This is a genomic window from Blautia sp. BIOML-A1 (assembly GCF_009883055.1).
Taxonomy (GTDB): domain Bacteria; phylum Bacillota; class Clostridia; order Lachnospirales; family Lachnospiraceae; genus Blautia_A.
Genome location: NZ_WWVR01000045.1, coordinates 1 through 18,842, shown reverse-complemented (window position 1 = coordinate 18,842; position 18,842 = coordinate 1). Strand labels below are relative to the sequence as shown.

Here is an 18,842-nt window from a genome sequence, read left to right as displayed (position 1 = left end):
GCTTACATCCGCCAAGATGCAACTCAATCATACCTTGAGGTTCTTTTTTATTCAATTGGCGCTTTTAATGAATTACAGGAATGCTCCTTATAATTACTATACAGTTATCTTAACAGAAAGTCGTGTATGTTTTGGTATGGACTTTTTGTATTTGATACACATTTTATCAAAAATAAAAGTGTTGTTCAGTAAGAAAAGGTGATAACTTTTCAAAGTTTTGATTTTTTTTAAGGAGGCGTTTTGAAGTAAAGGAAAAGACCCAGAAATCCGAGTCAGTTTCTTATTATTATAATGAGCTTCATGTTTTGACAAGATTTAAGAAGTTAGCCTGTCTACAAGTTCTTGCTGCTGTGCTGGTGGTAATGATAACAGCCAGAGAGAAATCCCTTCTATTCTACGTATAAATTCCTCGGAAAGAAGTGTCTCGCAGGCCATTTTTAAAGCTCGTTCATTAATCTTTTCCTGCGGGTGAGCCAACAAATTTCTGTAGCATTTGATTTGATCCCAGGTATCAGCCATGCTGATGATTCGCTTTACTCTCGGGTGTATGTAATTTCCAAAATAGTCAATAACATTTGGATCATATTTTTCAAATACCCCTTTAAAGAGATGAATTTCTTTAGTATTATATTCAGCTTGTAGCCAATTCTTTAAATCAGTATCCGTTTTTATATAATCCGGAATTTCGAGCTTCTTAACTACCCTCAGGATGTCCATAGAGAAAATCTGAAGTCTATTCATCGCCTTAGAACAATCTGAAGATATGGATAAAAATACGACTTTATTTACGTTATCTTCAGAATAATGTGCTAATAAAATATGCTTATATTTACCTTCAATATAGGCAGATGTAGCGGAAATGATTATGTGTGCTAATCCATGTTTTTCCAATTGATTCAGAGAATCGTATCTTAAATATATATCACGAATTTGATATAGATCACACAAAAGAATTCTTAAAAATTCAACTGTTGGCGCGCCCCAGATAGAATAATTTGTATTAAGAGAATCTTTTTGATGACTAAACTGAATTATCTTTTTCTTTTCCTCGATAGGTGCTGAAGACCAATATTTTTCAGATTCTTCTAAGGTCTGGAAGACAAGCTGTTTCATAGGAACCTCCTTAGCGGTTATTTAGATGTCAATTCTTGATATTTTTTCATCAACTCAGCTACACATGCCTCTTCAGAGAAAAAAGCCGGATCATCCTTCGTAATTCCATAAGCCTCCATAACAGCTTTATCATTCAAACGGTGTGCCCTAGATAATTCCTCTGGCATCGTTACAGGATCGTAAAGATCTGCTAGGCTGCAATCCGGATATAACGCTCTTGCGTCCAAAATTGTCTGGGCGGTCTGCTCTATACGAGCTTTTTGTTTTTCAGTAGGAGATGGCCATGGAAAAGTGTTGTATACAAGCTGTGTCGAATAACTGTAATCGCTCTTCATTCGTCCGCAAACAGACCGCCGTTTACATACGGAAAATCTTTCAATTCATCCAGGAGGTAGGAGCTTCTGTTTTTTATTTCAGTATCCAGCGTTTGAAATAGATCTATTATAGCATTACGCATATGACGCGGACTATACCCAGAAAGATAATCTCTAAACTGTCCATGATGAGGAAATACTCCAGCGTCTTCTGCATACAGACAAAATACAAATCGTACACATAGTATGTTAAGGCTACGCAGGGAATGTTCGCAGGTGGGATCATCATACTAGTTAGCAAGAGCATCGTAAAGCCTGCCAACGATATCGCCGGCAGCCATTGAAATATCAACCTCGCGCTTTAATGGTTCTTCACGTTCCTCTACTAGGAATTGTAACAAATAATAATCTCTGTAAAGGTTTTTAAGTTCGACTATTATTGGTTCACCGTCAGGTTTTTCCATATCATAAATATGAAATTCTTTGAAGTTGCACGCTACTACCCAGCGCGGGTGTTTTGAAAATGGTAATTCAATGCTGTATCGTTTAGCTTGTTCAAATGGAGTAAGGATAGAACCGTCTGCCTGTCTGGTAGGTTTTCGAAGGCCTCTTTTTCGCCCTTTTTGTTCTATCAATACTCTTGTCTGTGGAATATATGCATCAATGAAGTTCGTATGATCTAATTTTACCTGCTCCTCAAATTTTATATATTTTTCCGGTTCTTCAATCCCAAAAACCTGTCGTAGCAGCGACAACCAGAACGGCTGACTTTCGCCTTTTTCATATCATTTGTCCATCCAATATTCATAAAAATTTTTGGCTGCTGCAGCATGATTTATAGTGCTTATAAATTTCTCCTTCCATATTAATACAAATATAGCATATTAGACATCGGACGACAATAAAATAGACACCGTTCAAGTGTCGAAAAATGGCGAACGGTAATAATTGTAAAATATCCTGTACATAGGTATAGTATAATTATAATTATGTGGGAGATTTTTTACAAAATGGATGAGATTGAAATTAACATTGGCGGCATTTTTGAACAACGCCGGCTGGAATCTATGCGACAGATAGGCAAAACTGAGGCGGTAGCACAGGACAACAGGGATTTAGAGGAACTACAATGGCGGTATGAGAATTTGCAATTAACAAATAACGACAGGAGTATTATAGACGATCTGATTTTCTGTATGAGATCCCGTAGCGAGCGCGTAGAACAACTGGCATATTATGCTGGTGCATCCGATACATTAGAATTCATTAATCAGTAGGACCGGTTTTCAGGTTCTGTTTCAACTTTTAAACGTCAACTTTTAGGGGAGTAAAAGTTGTTCTCTTCTAGTAAAATCACTTGTTTTTTTAGAACAAAAAGTTGACATTTTTTTATAAAAGTTGGAATTTAGAACAATAAAAGTTAAAAAAGTAGCAATATTTATATGATTTATAGAATGGTTTGTTTGGTTTCCAGGTAATTTTTGATTAATCCTACTGCCAACTTTTAGAAATCCTGGTTCTCCGTAAAAGTTGATATTTTAAAAAGATCTGAAAACACTCGTCCTGAAATTGCTATTTTAGAAAAAGGCCGGTGTGCAAATTCCTATTCAAAGAAGATCTATTTTAGAAAAATATGGATTTTTTAAAACGGGGTATATCAGAACAGATATTGAGAAAAAATAGAAAATGCCAAATACGGCATAATCAAAGGGTGTTAATGCCGCATACGGCATAACCGATATTTTAGAAGGAGTTGCTTTATGCCGTATGTGGCATAATTAAACGGTGAAAATGCCGTATAGGGCATAAGTAAGAACTATTAATGCCGTATAAGGCATAAAGGAAAGTTGTTAATGCCGTATTGGGCATAAAGAAGTGTTATTAATGCCACATACGGCATAAGTGGTAATAAAAAATGCTGTATGTGATATAATTAGGGTAGCGGTAGCTGATGTTCCCGACATGTATGTCGGGAAGAAAATGGTTTTGGTGCGATATTGGTAGGTTTTGAGGTGATATTAGGGGTTTTGGGGCGATTTTGGAGGATACGGAAAAAGAGACCCGGTGAGTGGGTCTCTTTCTGTGAGGAGATTATTCGGTTTGATTCGCTTTTTTCTCTTGTTTTGCAAGTTGTCGTTTATATCGTATTTCACGCGGTAAAAGCCCTTCTGCTCCATATAAGAGCAGCGCCAGCTCTTGAGAGGATATATCTATTCCATACCATTCTCTGAGACCGGCCGCTACGTAGTCGTACGTGCAGCCATCGTTGAGTCGTTCGATTGCCTTCGTGATCGCAGCTACTCGATTTGTATAATCAAGTTTTTGAATTAAATATTGAAAATTATCTATTATTTCCTGTACCGGCAGATCAGATCGGACGTAATCAGCTAATTCCGCAATAGTTTTTGTTTTTTCACTCATTCTTTTTATCCTCGGAATCCGCTTTTGACAGGATTTTTTCCAAATCCGCTCTGATCCATGCAATGGCATCATCATCAAATCCTAGATCATTTTTTAACATGTTATAGGCAGTATCTTCAGCAATACGTTTATAATAAATCTGTAGCATTAGGGCCAGTGCCGCACCGGTGATTCGAATTGCATCTCCATATCCAAAATCCTTTTTCTCTTTTAAATGTTTTAAATCTTCATTCATGGTTGTTTTCCTCCGTTTCCTTGCGAGTCCAGATTACATCACCGCTTCGGACCTTATAGGGATGCGTGCTGCTCTTTCCTGGATCTTTTACGTCACAATACCTGCAATTAATTATAGTGAGAGTAGCAGGTCCGTATTTCTCATTTATGGCACGCATCAGTTTACGACTTTTTCCGATTTTCGATTGATGCATGGTTAATGTATAGGAGTCATCAAATAAGACAGCCAGGTTAATGTATGCCAGGTCACTCTTGAACTGAACAATTTGAACTACGTGATCTTTATATAATTTGATTAATCCTGGGATGATTTCATCAAGAATTTGTTGAACAGGGATATCAGCGGCAAGATGTTTGTATACTGTCCTATTTTTCAAGATTAGTTCTTGAGAAATCCTCATAATGTCTATACTATCAACAGACTCATTCGTTTTTTTGATTGACATTTCCAGGTCTCCCTTCTATCGCATCAGCGATTTTAGAAAAATTTTTCTCTATTTCTACCTGTCCTACCAGGTATTCAAAGGCGGAATCGGACAAATCTACACAAAACCATTCCTTGATGCTGGCTTGGGTGGCAGACGGATCCATGCCGGCGCGTAAAAGGCGGAGCGCAGTCTCTTTTGCGCGCTTTTCTATAGCTTTCTGCTCCAGATATTGTTTGGCTTCCATCTTCCAGCTTATAATATCTTCATATTTGATTTCAGAGTCTTGGAAAAAGTCGTAAACAGGATGGCTATTTCCGCCGTGATTACAGTATAGATCCTGTACGACTTTCTTGGCCTTGTCCCAGCGACCGCGGAGATACGCTACGCGCTCTACTGTTGTTTTGAGAGGAGTAGCTACTACCTCTTGCAATTGTCTAAGTGTCAGGTTATCAACCTCTGTTCCGGTATTGTCACTGTCAACACTGGAACAGATATTGTCGATTTCTTCCTCAGAAAGCTCTGGGTAAACGCTGTGAATGATATCCGGCGACACGCCACATTCACACATGCGCTTGGCCTTGCGGATCCGGCAGCATCGATCATGGAGACTGGATGGTGAGAGATCTGTTCTCCTCTTGCCGGTAAGCTGTTCTTCTTCCTCGTCGGATTTTGCCTCTGCTGCTAAAATTTTCATTGCATGTTCGGGGATTTCTACGCCATACCAGTTATCAATACATATCCTGATATCAACAGGAGGCACCCCGTCGCGGATCATCGCAATAGCTGTTACAGCAGCTATTTCCTTGGCTTGCTGGTAGTAATAGGTTTTTCCGTAATTGTGAGTATCCTGGACGCTCCCATACAGCTCGTTAATGGTTTCGTTTCTTTCCTCATTTCCCATCAGGTTCCTCCTTGTCAAAAATTTTTCTGAATGTGTTACCGGATAACAATTCAACTGCTGCCCGGAATCCTTGTTGAACCCCCCACAGATCGGCTGCACCGGCAAGCTCCATGATAAGAGCCTCGATTTCCAGGTACGTATTGTCTCCTGAATCTAAAATCTGGATAGTAGTGTCAATAGCTTCCTGTAATCTGTGTGGGTATCCGCTATTGCAGAAATACGCATAAATTGTCCTCATCAAATCCTCGTCATCCGTTTCAAGCCGGTCTGGATTCCATTCGCTAAAATCAACTTTATTCGTCATTTTGCACAACACCTCTTTTATATAAGTTTATGTGGAAATAGTAGCACGAAATGCTTGCAAAATATAGGGTTTATGTGGATAAATAGTATTTTCATCACTTTTACTTTTGGAATGCTTTTTGGGATACTTCAATTTTTATTCAGATATCTGAATATATAATTGTGCAAAATGACGAATGATTTTTAAGGGGAAAAGTGAGAGAAGACGACAGAATCTTGTGCAGATTTCATAAAGAAAATGCTTTTGGAGCATAAAAAATTGTATGCGTTTGTTCTTATAGGAATTTGAATGATGTTGTCAGTTTTTAAAATGAATTGGATGAGAGTTATACACAATAGCATTTGTGAGGTACGTCAATAGACTTTTTGGGACAGCAGCCTTATAATAATGATATCAGATCTGTAAAAGAAAAAATCATTCTTCTTTTTATATACAGGTTGCAAGAAAGCGGCCTGAGGTTTCAAAGTTTTTCCAGAAAAATACCTTTACAAATGAAAAATGAGATTTGCCGGGGAGCTCTAAGCGAGTAAGATATACCAGCCATTAATTTAATTTACTAGCCAGTAATATTTATTGACTCAAAGAGCGTGATCAACGCAAAGCGTTTAGTTTCGATACTACAAACCGTATATAAATTTACAGGCTCTTAAAAAATATGTCTCTAACCGGTCCTACTTTTAGGAAAATTTAACGGTTCAAGAGCTCATTAAGGACTGTTGATTTTATAGTACAAATAGTTCCTAGGTGGTAACCGTAGTCTTATAATATATATAGGGTACGGTTACCATTAAATAGGATCAACGGTTATTAAATTACTCTTGAGCTGTTAGATTATCAAAAATCACTTACGAGATGAAACATAGGATTTAGAGCCTGTAAAATTATCAAAGGCTTTTATTATCAAAGATGAATGCGTTAGCATTGACCACCAATGTTTGAGCTGATAAATACTATAAGCTATTAAATCAATCAATAGCTGGTAAATCATTATTGGCTCAGAGATCCCCGGCAAACCTCAAAAAAAAGGAAGGAGCACGCACCATGCCAGAAAGTCAGATTTATTATCTTGGAGAACTTGTAGAAAGGAACCTTGACGAAATCCTCCAGCAGACAGAATTTTCACTAAAAAACTATGTTGGACTGACGCCAGAAGAGGCCTATAGAACGATTAACCTGGCCTTGTCCCGTATAATAGGTAGAAACTCCATCAGTCAGCAAGAACCGCCGCGAACTATCCGCATTTCAACAGATAGCAACCCTGATTGCACGCTGGCAGAAATACCGCTCTGTTAATCACAACGATACTCAGCAATAATATTCCAAAAAGTCCACCATTTATGATCGGTGGCCGGACAAATCCTACTACATACGGCAACATCTTGGACGCGTCTGATATTAAGAAAATTAACAATTAGGAGGATCCATAGAACATGTAAGCAAAACCTACTATTACATATCTACGTACAGAACCGCCACTCATCGCAAAAAGCTGCAGGCGGTAGGAGCAACTGACGACAACACAATTGTTGAGAGGTATCACGGCAAGATACCGGAACGGGAGCAATACCAGCATCTCAAAAATCACCTGTTAAAACCGGGAGACATTCTGGTCATTTATGATCTGGAGGCTCTTGGCGGAAAAAGAAGCGCACGCCAGGAATTAGAATATTACAGGAATCATGGTATCCGTGTAAAAATCCTGGATATCCCAACAACCACAATCGATTATCTGGGCAATCCGGAAATATCAACAATGATCCTGGACGCTGTCATTAATACCCTCGATTATGTTATTGACCACGAAATACAGCGCACGCAAAAACGTCAAACCCAGGGCGTTGATCGGATCCGGGACAAGCCAGCCTGGCGGGACTATGGCAGACCACAAGTACAATTACCGGATAACTATAATGAGGTTATGGGTAGATGGACACGTGGAGAGATTACCGCAGCGGCAGCAATGGGACTGACTGGACTGAGCAGGACTACATTTTACAGGCTGGCCCACCAGTACAAAAATGGAGGCATAGGAGTATGAGCGTAAAATATCCTATATTAATCACAGAGGATCCAATCGAGGGCGGCTATACTGTATCTATCCCAGATTTACCTGGATGTATCACCTGCTGCCAACGATGGGAGGATATTCCGGCGATGATTAAGGATGCGAAACAGGCCTGGATAACTGCAGCAATCGAGGAAGGTATCCGGATCCCGGAACCAACAGATATTGATAAGGTGGAGGTATGAGAAATGTTTGATGATTTCGGTTTTAATAGCGGTTTCGATGATTTTAATAATGATTTCATGTATCAGCAGCAGGATATGATGCAACAGGATTTATTCCAGCAGCAACAAGACCAATTTCAGCAACAACAGTTCGACAGCATGCGACAGCAACAGGACGAATTTCAGCAGCAGGTAACAACGGAACAAAACCAATCTCTATTCAGAAGAATAGTTGATTTCATTTTCTTTTAATATAGAAGAAATATAAAAAGGGACGGCTCTTAAAAAGCTGTCCCTTAAAAATTCTCCTGTCCAAAAGATGGTTCCGGTACCTCCCTCCCTGCTGTCTTTGCCATTTCTATCCATTCTGTAATCACATTTTTTACATTTTCGTATGCCTCATTTGGACTTTTCCCGTCCGCCATACAACCCGGCAGATCTGGAACGGTCACAATATAACAATTTTCTTTCGCTGAATATTTCATTACTATACAATAATTCATCAAAATCCCCCTTTGAATAAATTAAGCTATAAACAGTATAGCATAAAAATTAGAATTGAAAATAGAAGGGATTATTATTTGTTGAGTAAATAATCAGAAACAGAAGAAAAATAGATAAAATGTGAAAGAAATGGATAGATTACAAGATATCACCTGATTTTTTGCTGTTTTATGGAAAAAATAACATATTAATACCGAAATAAGAAGATTGGAGGTATTAATATGATTATAGCAAACGAAGTTCCTCTGTGGAAAAAATACGCGCTTACGCTCTCAGAGGCCGCTCAGTATTTCGGGATCGGCGAAAGAAAATTGCAGCAGATCGCAGATGAAAATCGCGATACCGGGATTGTGATATATAACGGTGTTAAGTTGTTATTCAAGCGGGAAAAATTTACCGAGTGGCTGAATGAAGTGAATTCGATTTGAGCGTGATGACAAAAGGCATTGAGTATGATAAAATTAATAACGTACTCAATGCCCTTATTTCATATGAGGGTAAAACGTATGTCTAAAAATAATATTAGCATAAAACGTAAGGATAGTAAAGGACGTATCTTGCGTGATCGAGAGAGTCAGACACCAGACGGTCGCTATCGTTACAGTTATTATGAGAACGGAAAAAAGAAAAGTTTCTACTCTTGGAAACTTGAAAAGAATGACCGGTTGCCGGCAGGAAAAAGAGAATGTGTAGCATTACGGGAACAGGAAAAAGAACTGCAGTTACAAAACTTACAGGGTGTTAATCCTGAAAAAATGACAGTTCTTGAACTGGTGGAAAGATACCTTGCAATAAAGGATTTGAGTGTAAAAAAGACTACAAAAGCAGGACATCAGACAGTGTTAAATGTCTTGAAAAAAGAGAAGCTTGCACAGATGGAAATTAGCAAAGTAAAGGTATCTGATGCGAAATTATTTCTCATCAAATTGCAGCAGGAAGATGGTAAGAGTTACAGTACAATCCACACTATACGAGGTGTATTAAGACCTGCCTTCCAGATGGCACTTGAAGATGATCTGATTTTAAGAAATCCGTTTGAGTTCCAGGTATCATTGGTGTTGGTAAATGATTCTGTAACAAGAGAGGCAATTACGCTGGATCAAATGAGAAAATTCTTGAATTTTGTAAAGGAAGACAAACACTTTAGCCGGTACTATGAAGCGTTTTATATCTTGTTCCATACTGGTATGAGAATTTCAGAATTTTGCGGATTGACAATAAAAAATCTGGATATGAAGGAACGCAAAATTAACATCGATCATCAGCTTATGAGATGGTCCGATATGAAATACGGAATAGAAAGCACCAAGACTAATGCTGGAACCAGGCAGATTCCGATGACGTCTGAAGTTTATGAATGCTTCAAAATTATTTTGGAGCAGCGTAAAAAATACAAGGTTGAGCCGGTTATCGATGGCTACAGAGGATTCCTGTTTTTGGATAAAAACAAAATGCCGTTGGTGGCATTGCACTGGGAGAAGTATTTTCAACACGCTGTCGATAAATATAACAGTATCTATAAAACGCAGCTTCCAAAGATCACGCCTCATGGTCGAGTTATAATAGGGACAAGTTAGAAAACTCCAGTAAATACAAGGGGTTGCACTAATTTAGTCCTTATCTTTAACTCCCTGAAAAAGGGAAAAATAAGGCAGCGCTGTCATTCCAGAATATGAATTATTACAGATCCAGACTGGAAATGGATTTGTGTAAGACAAGAGTAAAAACAACAGAATTATTGTAATTATAGGACTGAATTAGCTCGCACGGAATATAGATTCCGGTTGTCTAATTCAGTCCTCTTTTTGATTGACGATGATGAAAGGTGATGAAAAATGGCTAGAATTATTTCTATTGTAAACCAAAAAGGGGGAACGGGAAAATCCGCATGTACTGCTAATTTAGCAGTAGGATTAGCACAAAAGAATATGAAAGTGTTGATTGTAGATGCCGATCCACAGTCTGATGTATCCGCAGGATTTGGATATCGTGATTGTGATGACAGTAATGAAACACTTACAGCTCTTATGGATGCAGTAATGAAAGATGAAGATATTCCTTCAGACTGTTATATCAGACATCAAGCAGAGGGAATAGACATTATCTGTTCTAACATTGGACTGGCAGGTACGGAAGTACAGTTGGTAAATGCAATGAGCAGGGAATATGTATTGAAACAGATCCAAATGTGCGAAATTACAGTTATACGGTGGTAGATGATCAGGTATATTACCGTGTCAACTCTTTGATGAATCAGGTGAAAATGCCTGCCGCTACTGCAGAACGTGTAAAAGGGATGGTTGCAATCCGTGATACTGTCCGAGAGCTGATCGCTTTGCAGATGGAGGAAAACGTCACAGATGAAGAAATCCAGAAACAGCAGGAAAAACTGAATCAGGTGTATGATACCTACACAGCAAAGTATGGAGTTATTGGAAGTAATGCTAATAAACGGGCATTTTCTGATGACTCTTCTTATTGTCTGCTGTGTTCCCTGGAAGACTTGAATGAAGATGGAACATTGAAGCGGAAAGCGGACATGTTCACCAAACGAACCATCAAAAAGGCGGTTGCTGTGACAAGTGTGGAGACAGCCACAGAAGCACTTGCTCTGTCTTTAAATGAAAGGGCTAAAGTAGATCTCCCATATATGGCACAGCTGACCGGAAAGACCGAAGAGAAAATTACAGAAGAGCTGGTTGGAGTTATCTTCAAAAATCCACTGACAGACCAGTGGGAAAGCGGAGATGAATATCTCTCCGGAAATGTTAGGGATAAATTAAATACTGCGAGAACTTTTGCAGAGAATCATCCGGAATTCACATCGAATGTGCGTGCACTAGAGGCAGTTCAGCCGAGAGATCTGGAAGCATCGGAGATTGAAGTGCGTATTGGAGCTACCTGGATTGAACCTTCGGATTATCAGGATTTTATGCAAGAAACATTGCATACACCATGGTATCTGCTTCAGAAAGAAATACAGGTGAAATTCTCTGAGGTAAATGGTGAGTGGAGGATTACAGGAAAGAATGCCGACAGTCCCCAAAATGCGTTTGCCTATGCAACGTATGGAACTGAGAGAGCAAATGCCTATAAGATTCTGGAAGATACCCTGAACCTGAAAGATGTACGCATCTATGATAAGAGTGTCAATGAAAATGGTGATGAGATCCGTGTCCTTAATAAGAAAGAAACCATGCTGGCATCACAGAAGCAGGATGCCATGAAAGCAGCATTTAAGGACTGGATTTTTAAAGACCAGCAGAGACGTGAACGACTGGTAAAGGTGTACAATGAACGATTTAATAGCATCCGTCCCCGTGAATATGATGGCAGTCATTTGACTTTCCCAGGAATGAATCCGGAAATAGAACTTCGTCCGCACCAGAAAAATGCAGTTGCACATCAGCTTTACGGAGAGAATGTACTTCTTGCTCATGTAGTAGGAGCAGGGAAGACCTACGAAATGGTAGCAGCTGCAATGGAAAGTAAAAGACTGGGATTATCACAGAAGAATCTCTTTGTCGTGCCGAACCATTTGACGGAGCAGTGGGGTGCAGAATTCCTACAGTTATATCCGGGAGCCAATATCCTAGTAGCAACCAAGAAAGATTTTGAACCGGCAAACCGGAAAAAGTTCTGTGCCAGAATCGCTATGGGAAATTACGATGCTATTATTATCGGTCATTCTCAGTTTGAGCGTATTCCAATCTCTGATGAGCGGCAGGAAGCCATGTTACGGAAGCAGATTGATGATCTGGAAATGGCAATCCAGAGTGCAAGGTATGAACAGGACGGCGGGCGTTATACCGTCAAACAGATTGAAAAGACCAGAAAAACATTGCAGACAAGATTGGAAAAACTGAATCAGAAGGAGAAAAAAGATCAGGTAGTTACGTTTGAAGAACTGGGCGTGGATCATTTGTATGTAGATGAAGCACACAGCTATAAAAATGCGTTTCTCTATACAAAAATGAGAAATGTAGCCGGGATTGCACAGAATGAAGCACAGAAATCCGCAGATATGTTCAATAAATGTCAGTATCTGGATGAGATTACCGGAGGGAAAGGCATTACCTTTGCTACAGGCACACCAATCAGCAACAGCATGACGGAATTATATGTTATGCAGCGGTATCTGCAGAACAGCAAATTACAAAATATGGGACTTGGATTGTTTGATTCTTGGGCTTCCACTTTTGGAGAAGTTGTCACGAGTATCGAACTTGCACCGGAAGGAACAGGTTATCGTGCAAAGTCCAGATTCGCACGGTTTTATAATATTCCGGAACTGATGAATATGTTCAAGGAGATTGCAGATATCAAGACTTCCGATCAGTTAAAGCTTCCTGTGCCGGAAGCGGAATATGAAACAGTGGTGCTGAAACCAACGGAACAACAGAAAAAAATCGTAGAAAGTCTGGGAGAACGTGCAGAAGTTGTCAGAAACGGCGGGGTAGATGCCTCGGTCGATAATATGCTAAAAATCACCAATGACGGAAGGAAGTTAGCATTGGATCAGCGTTTGGTGAATGAATTATTGCCAGATAATCCAGAAAGTAAAATATCAGTTTGTGCAGAGAAAAGCTATGAAATATGGAAAGACACAGCAGCACAGAAATCCGCACAGTTGATTTTCTGTGATTTGAGCACACCAAAAGGTGATGGCAGTTTCAATGTTTATGATGACTTGAAGCAGAAACTGATGGAGAAAGGTGTACCGGAAAAAGAGATTGCTTTTATTCATGATGCAAATACAGAAGCAAAGAAGACGGAGCTGTTTGGAAAAGTGAAATCCGGGCAGGTTCGTTTTTTGATTGGCTCAACAGCAAAGATGGGTGCAGGAACCAATGTGCAGGATCGTTTGATTGCCCTGCATCATCTGGATATTGGTTGGAAACCATCTGACTTGGAACAGAGGGAAGGACGTATTATCCGTCAGGGAAACCATAATAAAAAGGTTCATATCTTCCGGTATGTAACAGAATCCACATTCGACAGTTATATGTGGCAGTTAATCGAGAACAAGCAGAAATTCATCTCCCAGATTATGACGAGCAAAGCACCGGTCAGAAGTTGTGAAGATGTGGACGAAGCGGCGCTGTCTTATGCAGAGGTCAAAGCACTTGCAACCGGAAATCCGGCAGTAAAAGAGAAGATGGCATTGGATGTGGACGTGGCAAAGTTGAAACTTTTAAAAGCCAACCACATGAATAATCAGTACCGTTTGGAAGATGACATTGCAAGGAATTTTCCGCAACAGATTGCAAAACTGATGGAGATCATTGACAGCTACAAGGCAGACATCGCTCATTTTTCTGAGCATAAAATCACAGATCCAGAGCAGTTTTCTATGGAAATCAGTGGCAAAGTGTTCACAGAAAAGAAAGAGGCAGGTACGGCACTTCTGGCGGTCTGCAAAGACATTAAGTCTGTAGATGCAGCTATGGACATTGGAAGCTATCAGGGATTCAACATGAGAATCCAATTCGACAGCTGGAGCAAAGAGTTTATCCTGTCTGTAAAGCATGAATCGGTAGCTAAAGTTCGGTTGGGAGCCGATGCTCTAGGAAATATCACTCGTATCAACAACCTTTTGGAAAGCTATCCGGAGAAACTGGCAGAAGCAGAACAACGGCTGGAAACGGTTCAGGAGCAGATGACAAATGCCAAAGAGGAAGTCGGGAAGCCATTTCCAAAAGAAGAGGAACTGAGCCAAAAACTGGAGCGGCTGTCAGAATTAAATGCACTTCTCAATATGGATGAACGGGAAGATACAGAAACAGAGCAGTCGGAATCAAAAGAGAAAGAAGAAAGACCGGCACGAGGTTCTATCCATGAGAAGCTGCAGATTTATAAAGAAAAGAGTCAGCGGGAAAGTGAAACTGGCAAGGAAAATAGAAAACGGGACTTCGGTCTGGAATAAGAAAACAAGGAAGATGGCATAATCTGGCAGAAAGAATGTTCTGTGGGTTATGCCTTCTTTCAGAATACGGGAGGAACTTATATGGCAAGAAGTATGATAACAGGTAGAGAAACACAGAAAATGCAGGAATATACGCAGGAACGGATCAATCAGGCAGAGCGTAGAGGCGTAGAATTTTCAACAGATGTAAAAGAACAGATTTTTGAATATGCGAATCTGATCGGCGAGGAAGAGAAAGTTAGAACTTTGGTAAGAAATCTGGCAGATGCAGTGAGTCAGGCAGATCAAGAAGGTGTAGAGGATTTGCTGGATGACGCAAGAATGGATATTCAGGAACTGCCGGATCCAACCATAGGTAAGCTAGAATTACGTGACTATGGATATACAGCAGAAGATATGGTACCGCTTAGAAAAGAAGCAGCTCTTGATTATCACAGAATGGGTTCTAAAATTTATTGCCTTGGTAGTGATGACAGTAAAGGTGAATATGCGAGTAAAGAAATGATACAGGCATACGATGGTTTGTTTGGAATGGAATCGCAGATGTGGGAACGGATAAAGGATAACAACCTGGATTATGCAGAAGAAAATTTAGGAGCATTTCAGGAGCCTATGAGTGTCATTGAGCAGGAAGAAGCACTGAAATTATACGATGCCGGAGCAGATATCTATCTGATCACTAGTTTTTCATCACCGATGTATGTCACGGAACGCATGGAAATTGAACGAGGACCAGAGCATTATCAGATGTCTATGACAGAACTGGAGCGTTTCCGTAAGCTGGAATGGGAAATGCAGAAGTATCCACAGATTCAGTCATTGAAAGAAGCAAACCTGTTGTTAGGAACAAGAAGGACATTTGGTATTTATCAGATCCGGGATGATTCACCGGGCGAAAACTATGCTTTCATGAATATGAGCTTTATTGAAAGTCATGGTATGCAGATAAAAAAAGAAGATTATAAGCTGGTCTATGTTGGTGAATTATCAGGAAATATGTCACTGGATGATATTTTTGAAAGGTTCAACATTGACAGACCGGAAGACTTCCGTGGTCACTCCCTGTCTGTCAGTGATATCGTAGTTCTGAATGACGGGGAAAAGGTAACTGCCCATTTTGTAGACAGTATCAGTTTTGAACAGCTGGATTCTTTCCTGAATCTGGAAGAACAGGTTCTTAATGAACTGGCATATGAGGTAGGAGAACGGTATTTTGCTATTCAGAGAACAGAAGAAGGATACGATTATTCTTTTTACGATGAAGATTTCCGATTGATGGATGGTGGCGTTTATGAGAATGATGAAATTTCTATTGAAGAAGCGGCGGCGGAACTTTTGGAAGACGAAGGCTGGACTGGAGAACGCATCCGTGGAGATTATGATCAGTTGATGGAGAAAGTAGAAGAAATGGATGAGGTTGTAATGGCAGAGATTCAGAAAAGCCAGGGCGAATATAAGCCACTGGCAAAGGTGGAGGAACTGGAAGAAGCAAATTACAACATGATTGATAACGTCCTCAACAATATGCCACCGAAGAAAGAACCGTATCTGGAGTATTTCGCCACAGAATGCGATGAGTTTCACGATATGGGGGCTTATGAAAAAAGTACCGATGTTAATCAGATAGCTGCGGTCTATGAAAAATATAGGGAAAATCCAGAAACTGCGTATCTTGGATGCTCAATGGGAATTATTTATCGTGATCCGGAAGATAGTTACTATGATGAAGCTGAATTTGCAATTGTTAAAGGAAATACCGTATTTGGAAATCTAATGGACGATGTTCGATTTTATGGGGAACTTGCACTGGTACGGGAAGGGATTGAGAAAATTCATGAAGCATTGCCGGACTATAAGTACGTTCCGATGCAAGATGTTCGAGAAGCAATGTATCCAGAGAAGATGACCACAGAACAGCTGGCAGAGGCACTGGATGAGATTGCAGAAGCTTTTGATCCGTATGATTACCGGGATCATGTAGAACCGGGGCAGGATACCTTACAGGAAGTCATGCTGGATCTGCAAAGTGGAAATGTTGGTTCTTATATTTCCTTTCTGAAGGATGTGATTGAAGAAGACTGTGAGCAGTCCGTGTGGGCAGGTGTTTTGCTGGAACGGCTGAAATCCTACGAACCAGATATATCCAAAGAAACAGAGCCGATGGTGTATGTGAATTACTGTGAAAAGCGGGAGCTGATGGAACCACGCTGTCAGAAGCTCTCAGATCTGGATTCCCGTACTGCACAGAAGGATAAGGAATGGTACGCAGACCGTAATCCGAGGACGGATGAGCCGATGGTAACAGCCCAGATGTTTTTTACTATATATTATGCGGAAAAAGGCGATAAAATGCTGCAACATTTCAAAGGGAAAATAGATATTGGAACAGGAAATGGCGGTATTTTAAGTCAGCTGAAACTCCAAAATGAACTGAAACTTACGGATGAAAGCTGGATTGGTTATCTGAAAAACAAGGGAAATGAAGAGTTTCAGAAGTGTATGGAAGATCTGACCGATATGCAGAACCATGTGCTGCCATATTTGCAGAGCTTTTGCAGTCTGGAAGAAAAAAGTGTGCAGGAAAAGCAGGAACGGCTGGTTGCAGAAAAGCAGGACAGCAGAGTAGAAGCGTCAAGAGCAGCGAATGTGACAAAAGGGGATAATGACAAAGCTGTGAAAAAGGTAGTTTCGAGTATGCAAACAGAAAAGAATAAAGCAACTACGAAGGCAAAGAAGCCATCTATTCATGAACGACTGGAAATCAATAAGAGAAAAATCCAAGAAAAGCAGGGAAAAGATGAGCCGGAGAGAGGAGCTGATCGGGATGTAAGAACGGTATAAATTTATAGAAAGGCACTTGGCTCCGTTTTGGACATAGCAAAAGTGCTGGCAGTGACGAACGAAGATGTGCTGTCTGCTTATTTGCAGAGAGTATCTGATTTTGGAGACTGCCTACTTGCAACTTGTACGAAGGCGAATCAGTGTGATGCGATTGTGACAAGGAATAAAAAGGATTTTCTTTCCTTTTGGATTACACTGCTTTCTCCGGAAGAACTGCTGAATATTTATTCGTAAAAATATGTTTTTATAATCGGTAGCAGAAGGAAAGTTGAATGATAACTCCGATCCAGCATACTGGAAAATATAAAAATTTTATAACAAGTAAGATAAGAAATAATTATACGAAAAATGAAATACCTTTTGATGTGTTACTTCGCCAATTATTAAACCATCCTGATGTTCTATCCCTTTATCAGTATATTGAAAATTATAGTATGCCAGATAAAAAATTGGTTCAAAATATAAAGAATGATGGAATCGGAACAATTAATATTTTTCATGAGAATAAAAATGATACTTTGCAGGTATTATTGCATGCAGGATTTGGAACAATGAATTGTTTCCGATACTTGATAGAATATATGAGACTAGATAATAAAGGAACGATTGCCGGAATAGCGATAAAGAATAGCAAACGGTATTGCGAAATGAATCCAGATAATTTGATTGAAATTCTAGCCGATGAATATGTGAATTTAATTATTGGATTAAACAAGAAAAAAATACAAATTATTGGATATTGTATAAGTGGACTTATTGCAGTAGAAATAGCTAGAAGATTAATGGAAAGGGGGTTAGAAATATTTGACCTTGTTTTAATCGACAGTCACCCGATTCAATATCAGTTAGAAGATGAATTGTTAATGGAAATCACGTTTTTACCAAGTTTGGGTATTGAAATATCACAACTGGGTTTGGGAGAAATAAGCAATGAGGAATTATATAAAGCAGTTCTATATTTATATAATGAATTTAAAAAAGAAATCCCATCGAGATCCATACAGTACTTACCTGATGAATATATAAATCTGAAAAAAATACTGCTTAAATTAGATTGTATGGAAAAACGACAAAGATTTGAATTATATTCGAAAATGGCTTTAGAAAAAGCAGAAAACCAGTTCCCTGTAGATATGTGTATTGATTTATTTGCGGCGTATAAACAAAGTTTTAAGGCGGCTCAGTTTGTGCCTGAAGTTTATGCAGGAAATATACGTTTTTTATTAGCAGAGGAATCAACTAGTTTTATTCCAGATAATGACGAAGAAACTTTGGCATTTTGGAAAAATACTTGTTTGGACGATATGAGCGTAGAAATGATAAAGGGTAATCACATAACCTGCACGGAAAATAAGGAAAACGCATGTACTCTTTGTAAGAAGATATCAAAATGTTTTCAAGATTAATAATTAAGGGAGATGAAAATGGAGTTGTTGAGTTTATTGAATGAGCTGAAGCAGATGAAATGGATTGATTTGTCACATGAATTTGGTGAAAACACACCAAGATGGCCAGGTTTTGAGTCATTGAGGAAAGAGATTAAATTGGAATTGAACAAAATCGCTGCGCGATGGCCTGCCAAGGCTGTGGCGCAGTTTTTCTTTCTCTAAATCAAAAAGCAGTGGAA

20 protein-coding genes and 2 pseudogenes are annotated in these 18,842 nt (G+C 39.4%); 12 read left to right on the top strand and 10 right to left on the bottom strand.

Features of this window, described 5'->3' with window-relative positions:
- Positions 1 to 315: 315 nt before the first annotated feature.
- The 4 genes and pseudogenes from GT674_RS15095 to GT674_RS15085 form a co-directional block, all read right to left on the bottom strand.
- The gene (locus GT674_RS15095) at positions 316 to 1,113 is read right to left on the bottom strand and encodes a hypothetical protein (RefSeq protein WP_161286456.1); all 798 of its coding nucleotides are present in this window, start codon (positions 1,111 to 1,113) and stop codon (positions 316 to 318) included.
- 17 nt (positions 1,114 to 1,130) lie between these two features.
- Entirely contained in the window at positions 1,131 to 1,493 is a 363-nt protein-coding gene (locus GT674_RS15090) for a type IIL restriction-modification enzyme MmeI (RefSeq protein ID WP_330585613.1), read from the bottom strand.
- A complete protein-coding gene (locus tag GT674_RS18295; RefSeq protein WP_442859861.1) occupies positions 1,445 to 1,675 on the bottom strand; it encodes a type IIL restriction-modification enzyme MmeI in 231 nt (76 codons plus the stop codon). Before GT674_RS18295 ends, GT674_RS15090 begins: the two co-directional genes overlap by 49 nt.
- Before the next feature lie 42 nt (positions 1,676 to 1,717).
- Positions 1,718 to 2,197: pseudogene (locus GT674_RS15085) on the bottom strand (type IIL restriction-modification enzyme MmeI); the annotation flags it as partial.
- A gap of 240 nt (positions 2,198 to 2,437) precedes the next feature.
- Here GT674_RS15085 and GT674_RS15080 point away from each other — a divergent pair.
- Positions 2,438 to 2,704: a hypothetical protein gene (locus GT674_RS15080; RefSeq protein ID WP_161286453.1), complete on the top strand. Its 267-nt coding sequence runs from the start codon at positions 2,438 to 2,440 to the stop codon at positions 2,702 to 2,704.
- A gap of 814 nt (positions 2,705 to 3,518) precedes the next feature.
- Here GT674_RS15080 and GT674_RS15075 read toward each other — a convergent pair.
- Genes GT674_RS15075 through GT674_RS15055 form a run of 5 tightly spaced genes read right to left on the bottom strand, consistent with a single transcriptional unit; the run spans position 3,519 to position 5,715 of the window.
- A complete protein-coding gene (locus GT674_RS15075; protein ID WP_118197170.1) occupies positions 3,519 to 3,848 on the bottom strand; it encodes a hypothetical protein in 330 nt (109 codons plus the stop codon).
- On the bottom strand, positions 3,841 to 4,083 hold the full coding sequence (locus GT674_RS15070) for a hypothetical protein (protein ID WP_118197171.1): 243 nt from the start codon (positions 4,081 to 4,083) through the stop codon (positions 3,841 to 3,843). Before GT674_RS15070 ends, GT674_RS15075 begins: the two co-directional genes overlap by 8 nt.
- Positions 4,076 to 4,528, bottom strand: a complete 453-nt coding sequence (locus GT674_RS15065) for a hypothetical protein (RefSeq protein ID WP_161286452.1) — start codon at positions 4,526 to 4,528, stop codon at positions 4,076 to 4,078. Before GT674_RS15065 ends, GT674_RS15070 begins: the two co-directional genes overlap by 8 nt.
- Positions 4,506 to 5,411, bottom strand: a complete 906-nt coding sequence (locus GT674_RS15060) for a hypothetical protein (protein WP_161286451.1) — start codon at positions 5,409 to 5,411, stop codon at positions 4,506 to 4,508. Before GT674_RS15060 ends, GT674_RS15065 begins: the two co-directional genes overlap by 23 nt.
- Positions 5,401 to 5,715 (bottom strand): hypothetical protein, encoded by a 315-nt coding sequence (locus GT674_RS15055; protein WP_161286450.1) that lies wholly within the window; start codon positions 5,713 to 5,715, stop codon positions 5,401 to 5,403. The genes GT674_RS15060 and GT674_RS15055 overlap by 11 nt, the downstream gene beginning before the upstream one ends.
- Positions 5,716 to 6,756: 1,041 nt before the next feature.
- Here GT674_RS15055 and GT674_RS15050 point away from each other — a divergent pair.
- The 4 genes from GT674_RS15050 (at position 6,757) to GT674_RS15040 (ending at position 8,196) form a co-directional block, all read left to right on the top strand.
- On the top strand, positions 6,757 to 7,008 hold the full coding sequence (locus GT674_RS15050) for a hypothetical protein (protein WP_161286449.1): 252 nt from the start codon (positions 6,757 to 6,759) through the stop codon (positions 7,006 to 7,008).
- Between the two features lie 625 nt (positions 7,009 to 7,633).
- Entirely contained in the window at positions 7,634 to 7,753 is a 120-nt protein-coding gene (locus GT674_RS18290; protein WP_412456051.1) for a helix-turn-helix domain-containing protein, read from the top strand.
- Entirely contained in the window at positions 7,750 to 7,965 is a 216-nt protein-coding gene (locus GT674_RS15045) for a type II toxin-antitoxin system HicB family antitoxin (RefSeq protein ID WP_161286448.1), read from the top strand. Before GT674_RS18290 ends, GT674_RS15045 begins: the two co-directional genes overlap by 4 nt.
- Positions 7,966 to 7,968: 3 nt before the next feature.
- The gene (locus tag GT674_RS15040) at positions 7,969 to 8,196 is read left to right on the top strand and encodes a hypothetical protein (RefSeq protein WP_161286447.1); all 228 of its coding nucleotides are present in this window, start codon (positions 7,969 to 7,971) and stop codon (positions 8,194 to 8,196) included.
- A gap of 44 nt (positions 8,197 to 8,240) precedes the next feature.
- Here GT674_RS15040 and GT674_RS15035 read toward each other — a convergent pair whose 3' ends face one another.
- Positions 8,241 to 8,447, bottom strand: a complete 207-nt coding sequence (locus GT674_RS15035; RefSeq protein ID WP_192926052.1) for a type II toxin-antitoxin system HicB family antitoxin — start codon at positions 8,445 to 8,447, stop codon at positions 8,241 to 8,243.
- Between the two features lie 222 nt (positions 8,448 to 8,669).
- Here GT674_RS15035 and GT674_RS15030 point away from each other — a divergent pair, with 222 nt between their 5' ends.
- From GT674_RS15030 to GT674_RS15000, 7 genes and pseudogenes are all read left to right on the top strand, one after another.
- The gene (locus GT674_RS15030; RefSeq protein WP_161286445.1) at positions 8,670 to 8,876 is read left to right on the top strand and encodes an excisionase; all 207 of its coding nucleotides are present in this window, start codon (positions 8,670 to 8,672) and stop codon (positions 8,874 to 8,876) included.
- A gap of 78 nt (positions 8,877 to 8,954) precedes the next feature.
- Positions 8,955 to 10,025: an integrase DNA-binding domain-containing protein gene (locus tag GT674_RS15025; protein ID WP_192926051.1), complete on the top strand. Its 1,071-nt coding sequence runs from the start codon at positions 8,955 to 8,957 to the stop codon at positions 10,023 to 10,025.
- Positions 10,026 to 10,283: 258 nt separating this feature from the next.
- Positions 10,284 to 10,664, top strand: a complete 381-nt coding sequence (locus tag GT674_RS15020; RefSeq protein ID WP_243149151.1) for a ParA family protein — start codon at positions 10,284 to 10,286, stop codon at positions 10,662 to 10,664.
- A pseudogene (locus GT674_RS15015) lies at positions 10,619 to 14,374 on the top strand (DEAD/DEAH box helicase family protein); the annotation flags it as partial. The gene GT674_RS15020 and the pseudogene GT674_RS15015, both read left to right, overlap by 46 nt.
- 81 nt (positions 14,375 to 14,455) lie before the next feature.
- Positions 14,456 to 17,215, top strand: coding sequence for a YodL domain-containing protein (locus GT674_RS15010; protein ID WP_161286444.1), 2,760 nt, complete (start codon positions 14,456 to 14,458; stop codon positions 17,213 to 17,215).
- Positions 17,216 to 17,242: 27 nt separating this feature from the next.
- Positions 17,243 to 17,449 (top strand): hypothetical protein, encoded by a 207-nt coding sequence (locus tag GT674_RS15005; RefSeq protein ID WP_161286443.1) that lies wholly within the window; start codon positions 17,243 to 17,245, stop codon positions 17,447 to 17,449.
- Between the two features lie 38 nt (positions 17,450 to 17,487).
- Entirely contained in the window at positions 17,488 to 18,621 is a 1,134-nt protein-coding gene (locus tag GT674_RS15000; RefSeq protein ID WP_161286442.1) for a thioesterase domain-containing protein, read from the top strand.
- Positions 18,622 to 18,842 lie beyond the last annotated feature (221 nt).

Coding starts and splice junctions, on each gene's coding strand:
- GT674_RS15095 (WP_161286456.1), bottom strand. CDS start 1,113: ATGAAACAGCTTGTCTTCCAGACCTTAGAAGAATCTGAAAAATATTGG.
- GT674_RS15080 (WP_161286453.1), top strand. CDS start 2,438: ATGGATGAGATTGAAATTAACATTGGCGGCATTTTTGAACAACGCCGG.
- GT674_RS15075 (WP_118197170.1), bottom strand. CDS start 3,848: ATGAGTGAAAAAACAAAAACTATTGCGGAATTAGCTGATTACGTCCGA.
- GT674_RS15070 (WP_118197171.1), bottom strand. CDS start 4,083: ATGAATGAAGATTTAAAACATTTAAAAGAGAAAAAGGATTTTGGATAT.
- GT674_RS15065 (WP_161286452.1), bottom strand. CDS start 4,528: ATGTCAATCAAAAAAACGAATGAGTCTGTTGATAGTATAGACATTATG.
- GT674_RS15060 (WP_161286451.1), bottom strand. CDS start 5,411: ATGGGAAATGAGGAAAGAAACGAAACCATTAACGAGCTGTATGGGAGC.
- GT674_RS15055 (WP_161286450.1), bottom strand. CDS start 5,715: ATGACGAATAAAGTTGATTTTAGCGAATGGAATCCAGACCGGCTTGAA.
- GT674_RS15050 (WP_161286449.1), top strand. CDS start 6,757: ATGCCAGAAAGTCAGATTTATTATCTTGGAGAACTTGTAGAAAGGAAC.
- GT674_RS18290 (WP_412456051.1), top strand. CDS start 7,634: ATGGGTAGATGGACACGTGGAGAGATTACCGCAGCGGCAGCAATGGGA.
- GT674_RS15045 (WP_161286448.1), top strand. CDS start 7,750: ATGAGCGTAAAATATCCTATATTAATCACAGAGGATCCAATCGAGGGC.
- GT674_RS15040 (WP_161286447.1), top strand. CDS start 7,969: ATGTTTGATGATTTCGGTTTTAATAGCGGTTTCGATGATTTTAATAAT.
- GT674_RS15035 (WP_192926052.1), bottom strand. CDS start 8,447: ATGAATTATTGTATAGTAATGAAATATTCAGCGAAAGAAAATTGTTAT.
- GT674_RS15030 (WP_161286445.1), top strand. CDS start 8,670: ATGATTATAGCAAACGAAGTTCCTCTGTGGAAAAAATACGCGCTTACG.
- GT674_RS15025 (WP_192926051.1), top strand. CDS start 8,955: ATGTCTAAAAATAATATTAGCATAAAACGTAAGGATAGTAAAGGACGT.
- GT674_RS15020 (WP_243149151.1), top strand. CDS start 10,284: ATGGCTAGAATTATTTCTATTGTAAACCAAAAAGGGGGAACGGGAAAA.
- GT674_RS15010 (WP_161286444.1), top strand. CDS start 14,456: ATGGCAAGAAGTATGATAACAGGTAGAGAAACACAGAAAATGCAGGAA.
- GT674_RS15000 (WP_161286442.1), top strand. CDS start 17,488: ATGATAACTCCGATCCAGCATACTGGAAAATATAAAAATTTTATAACA.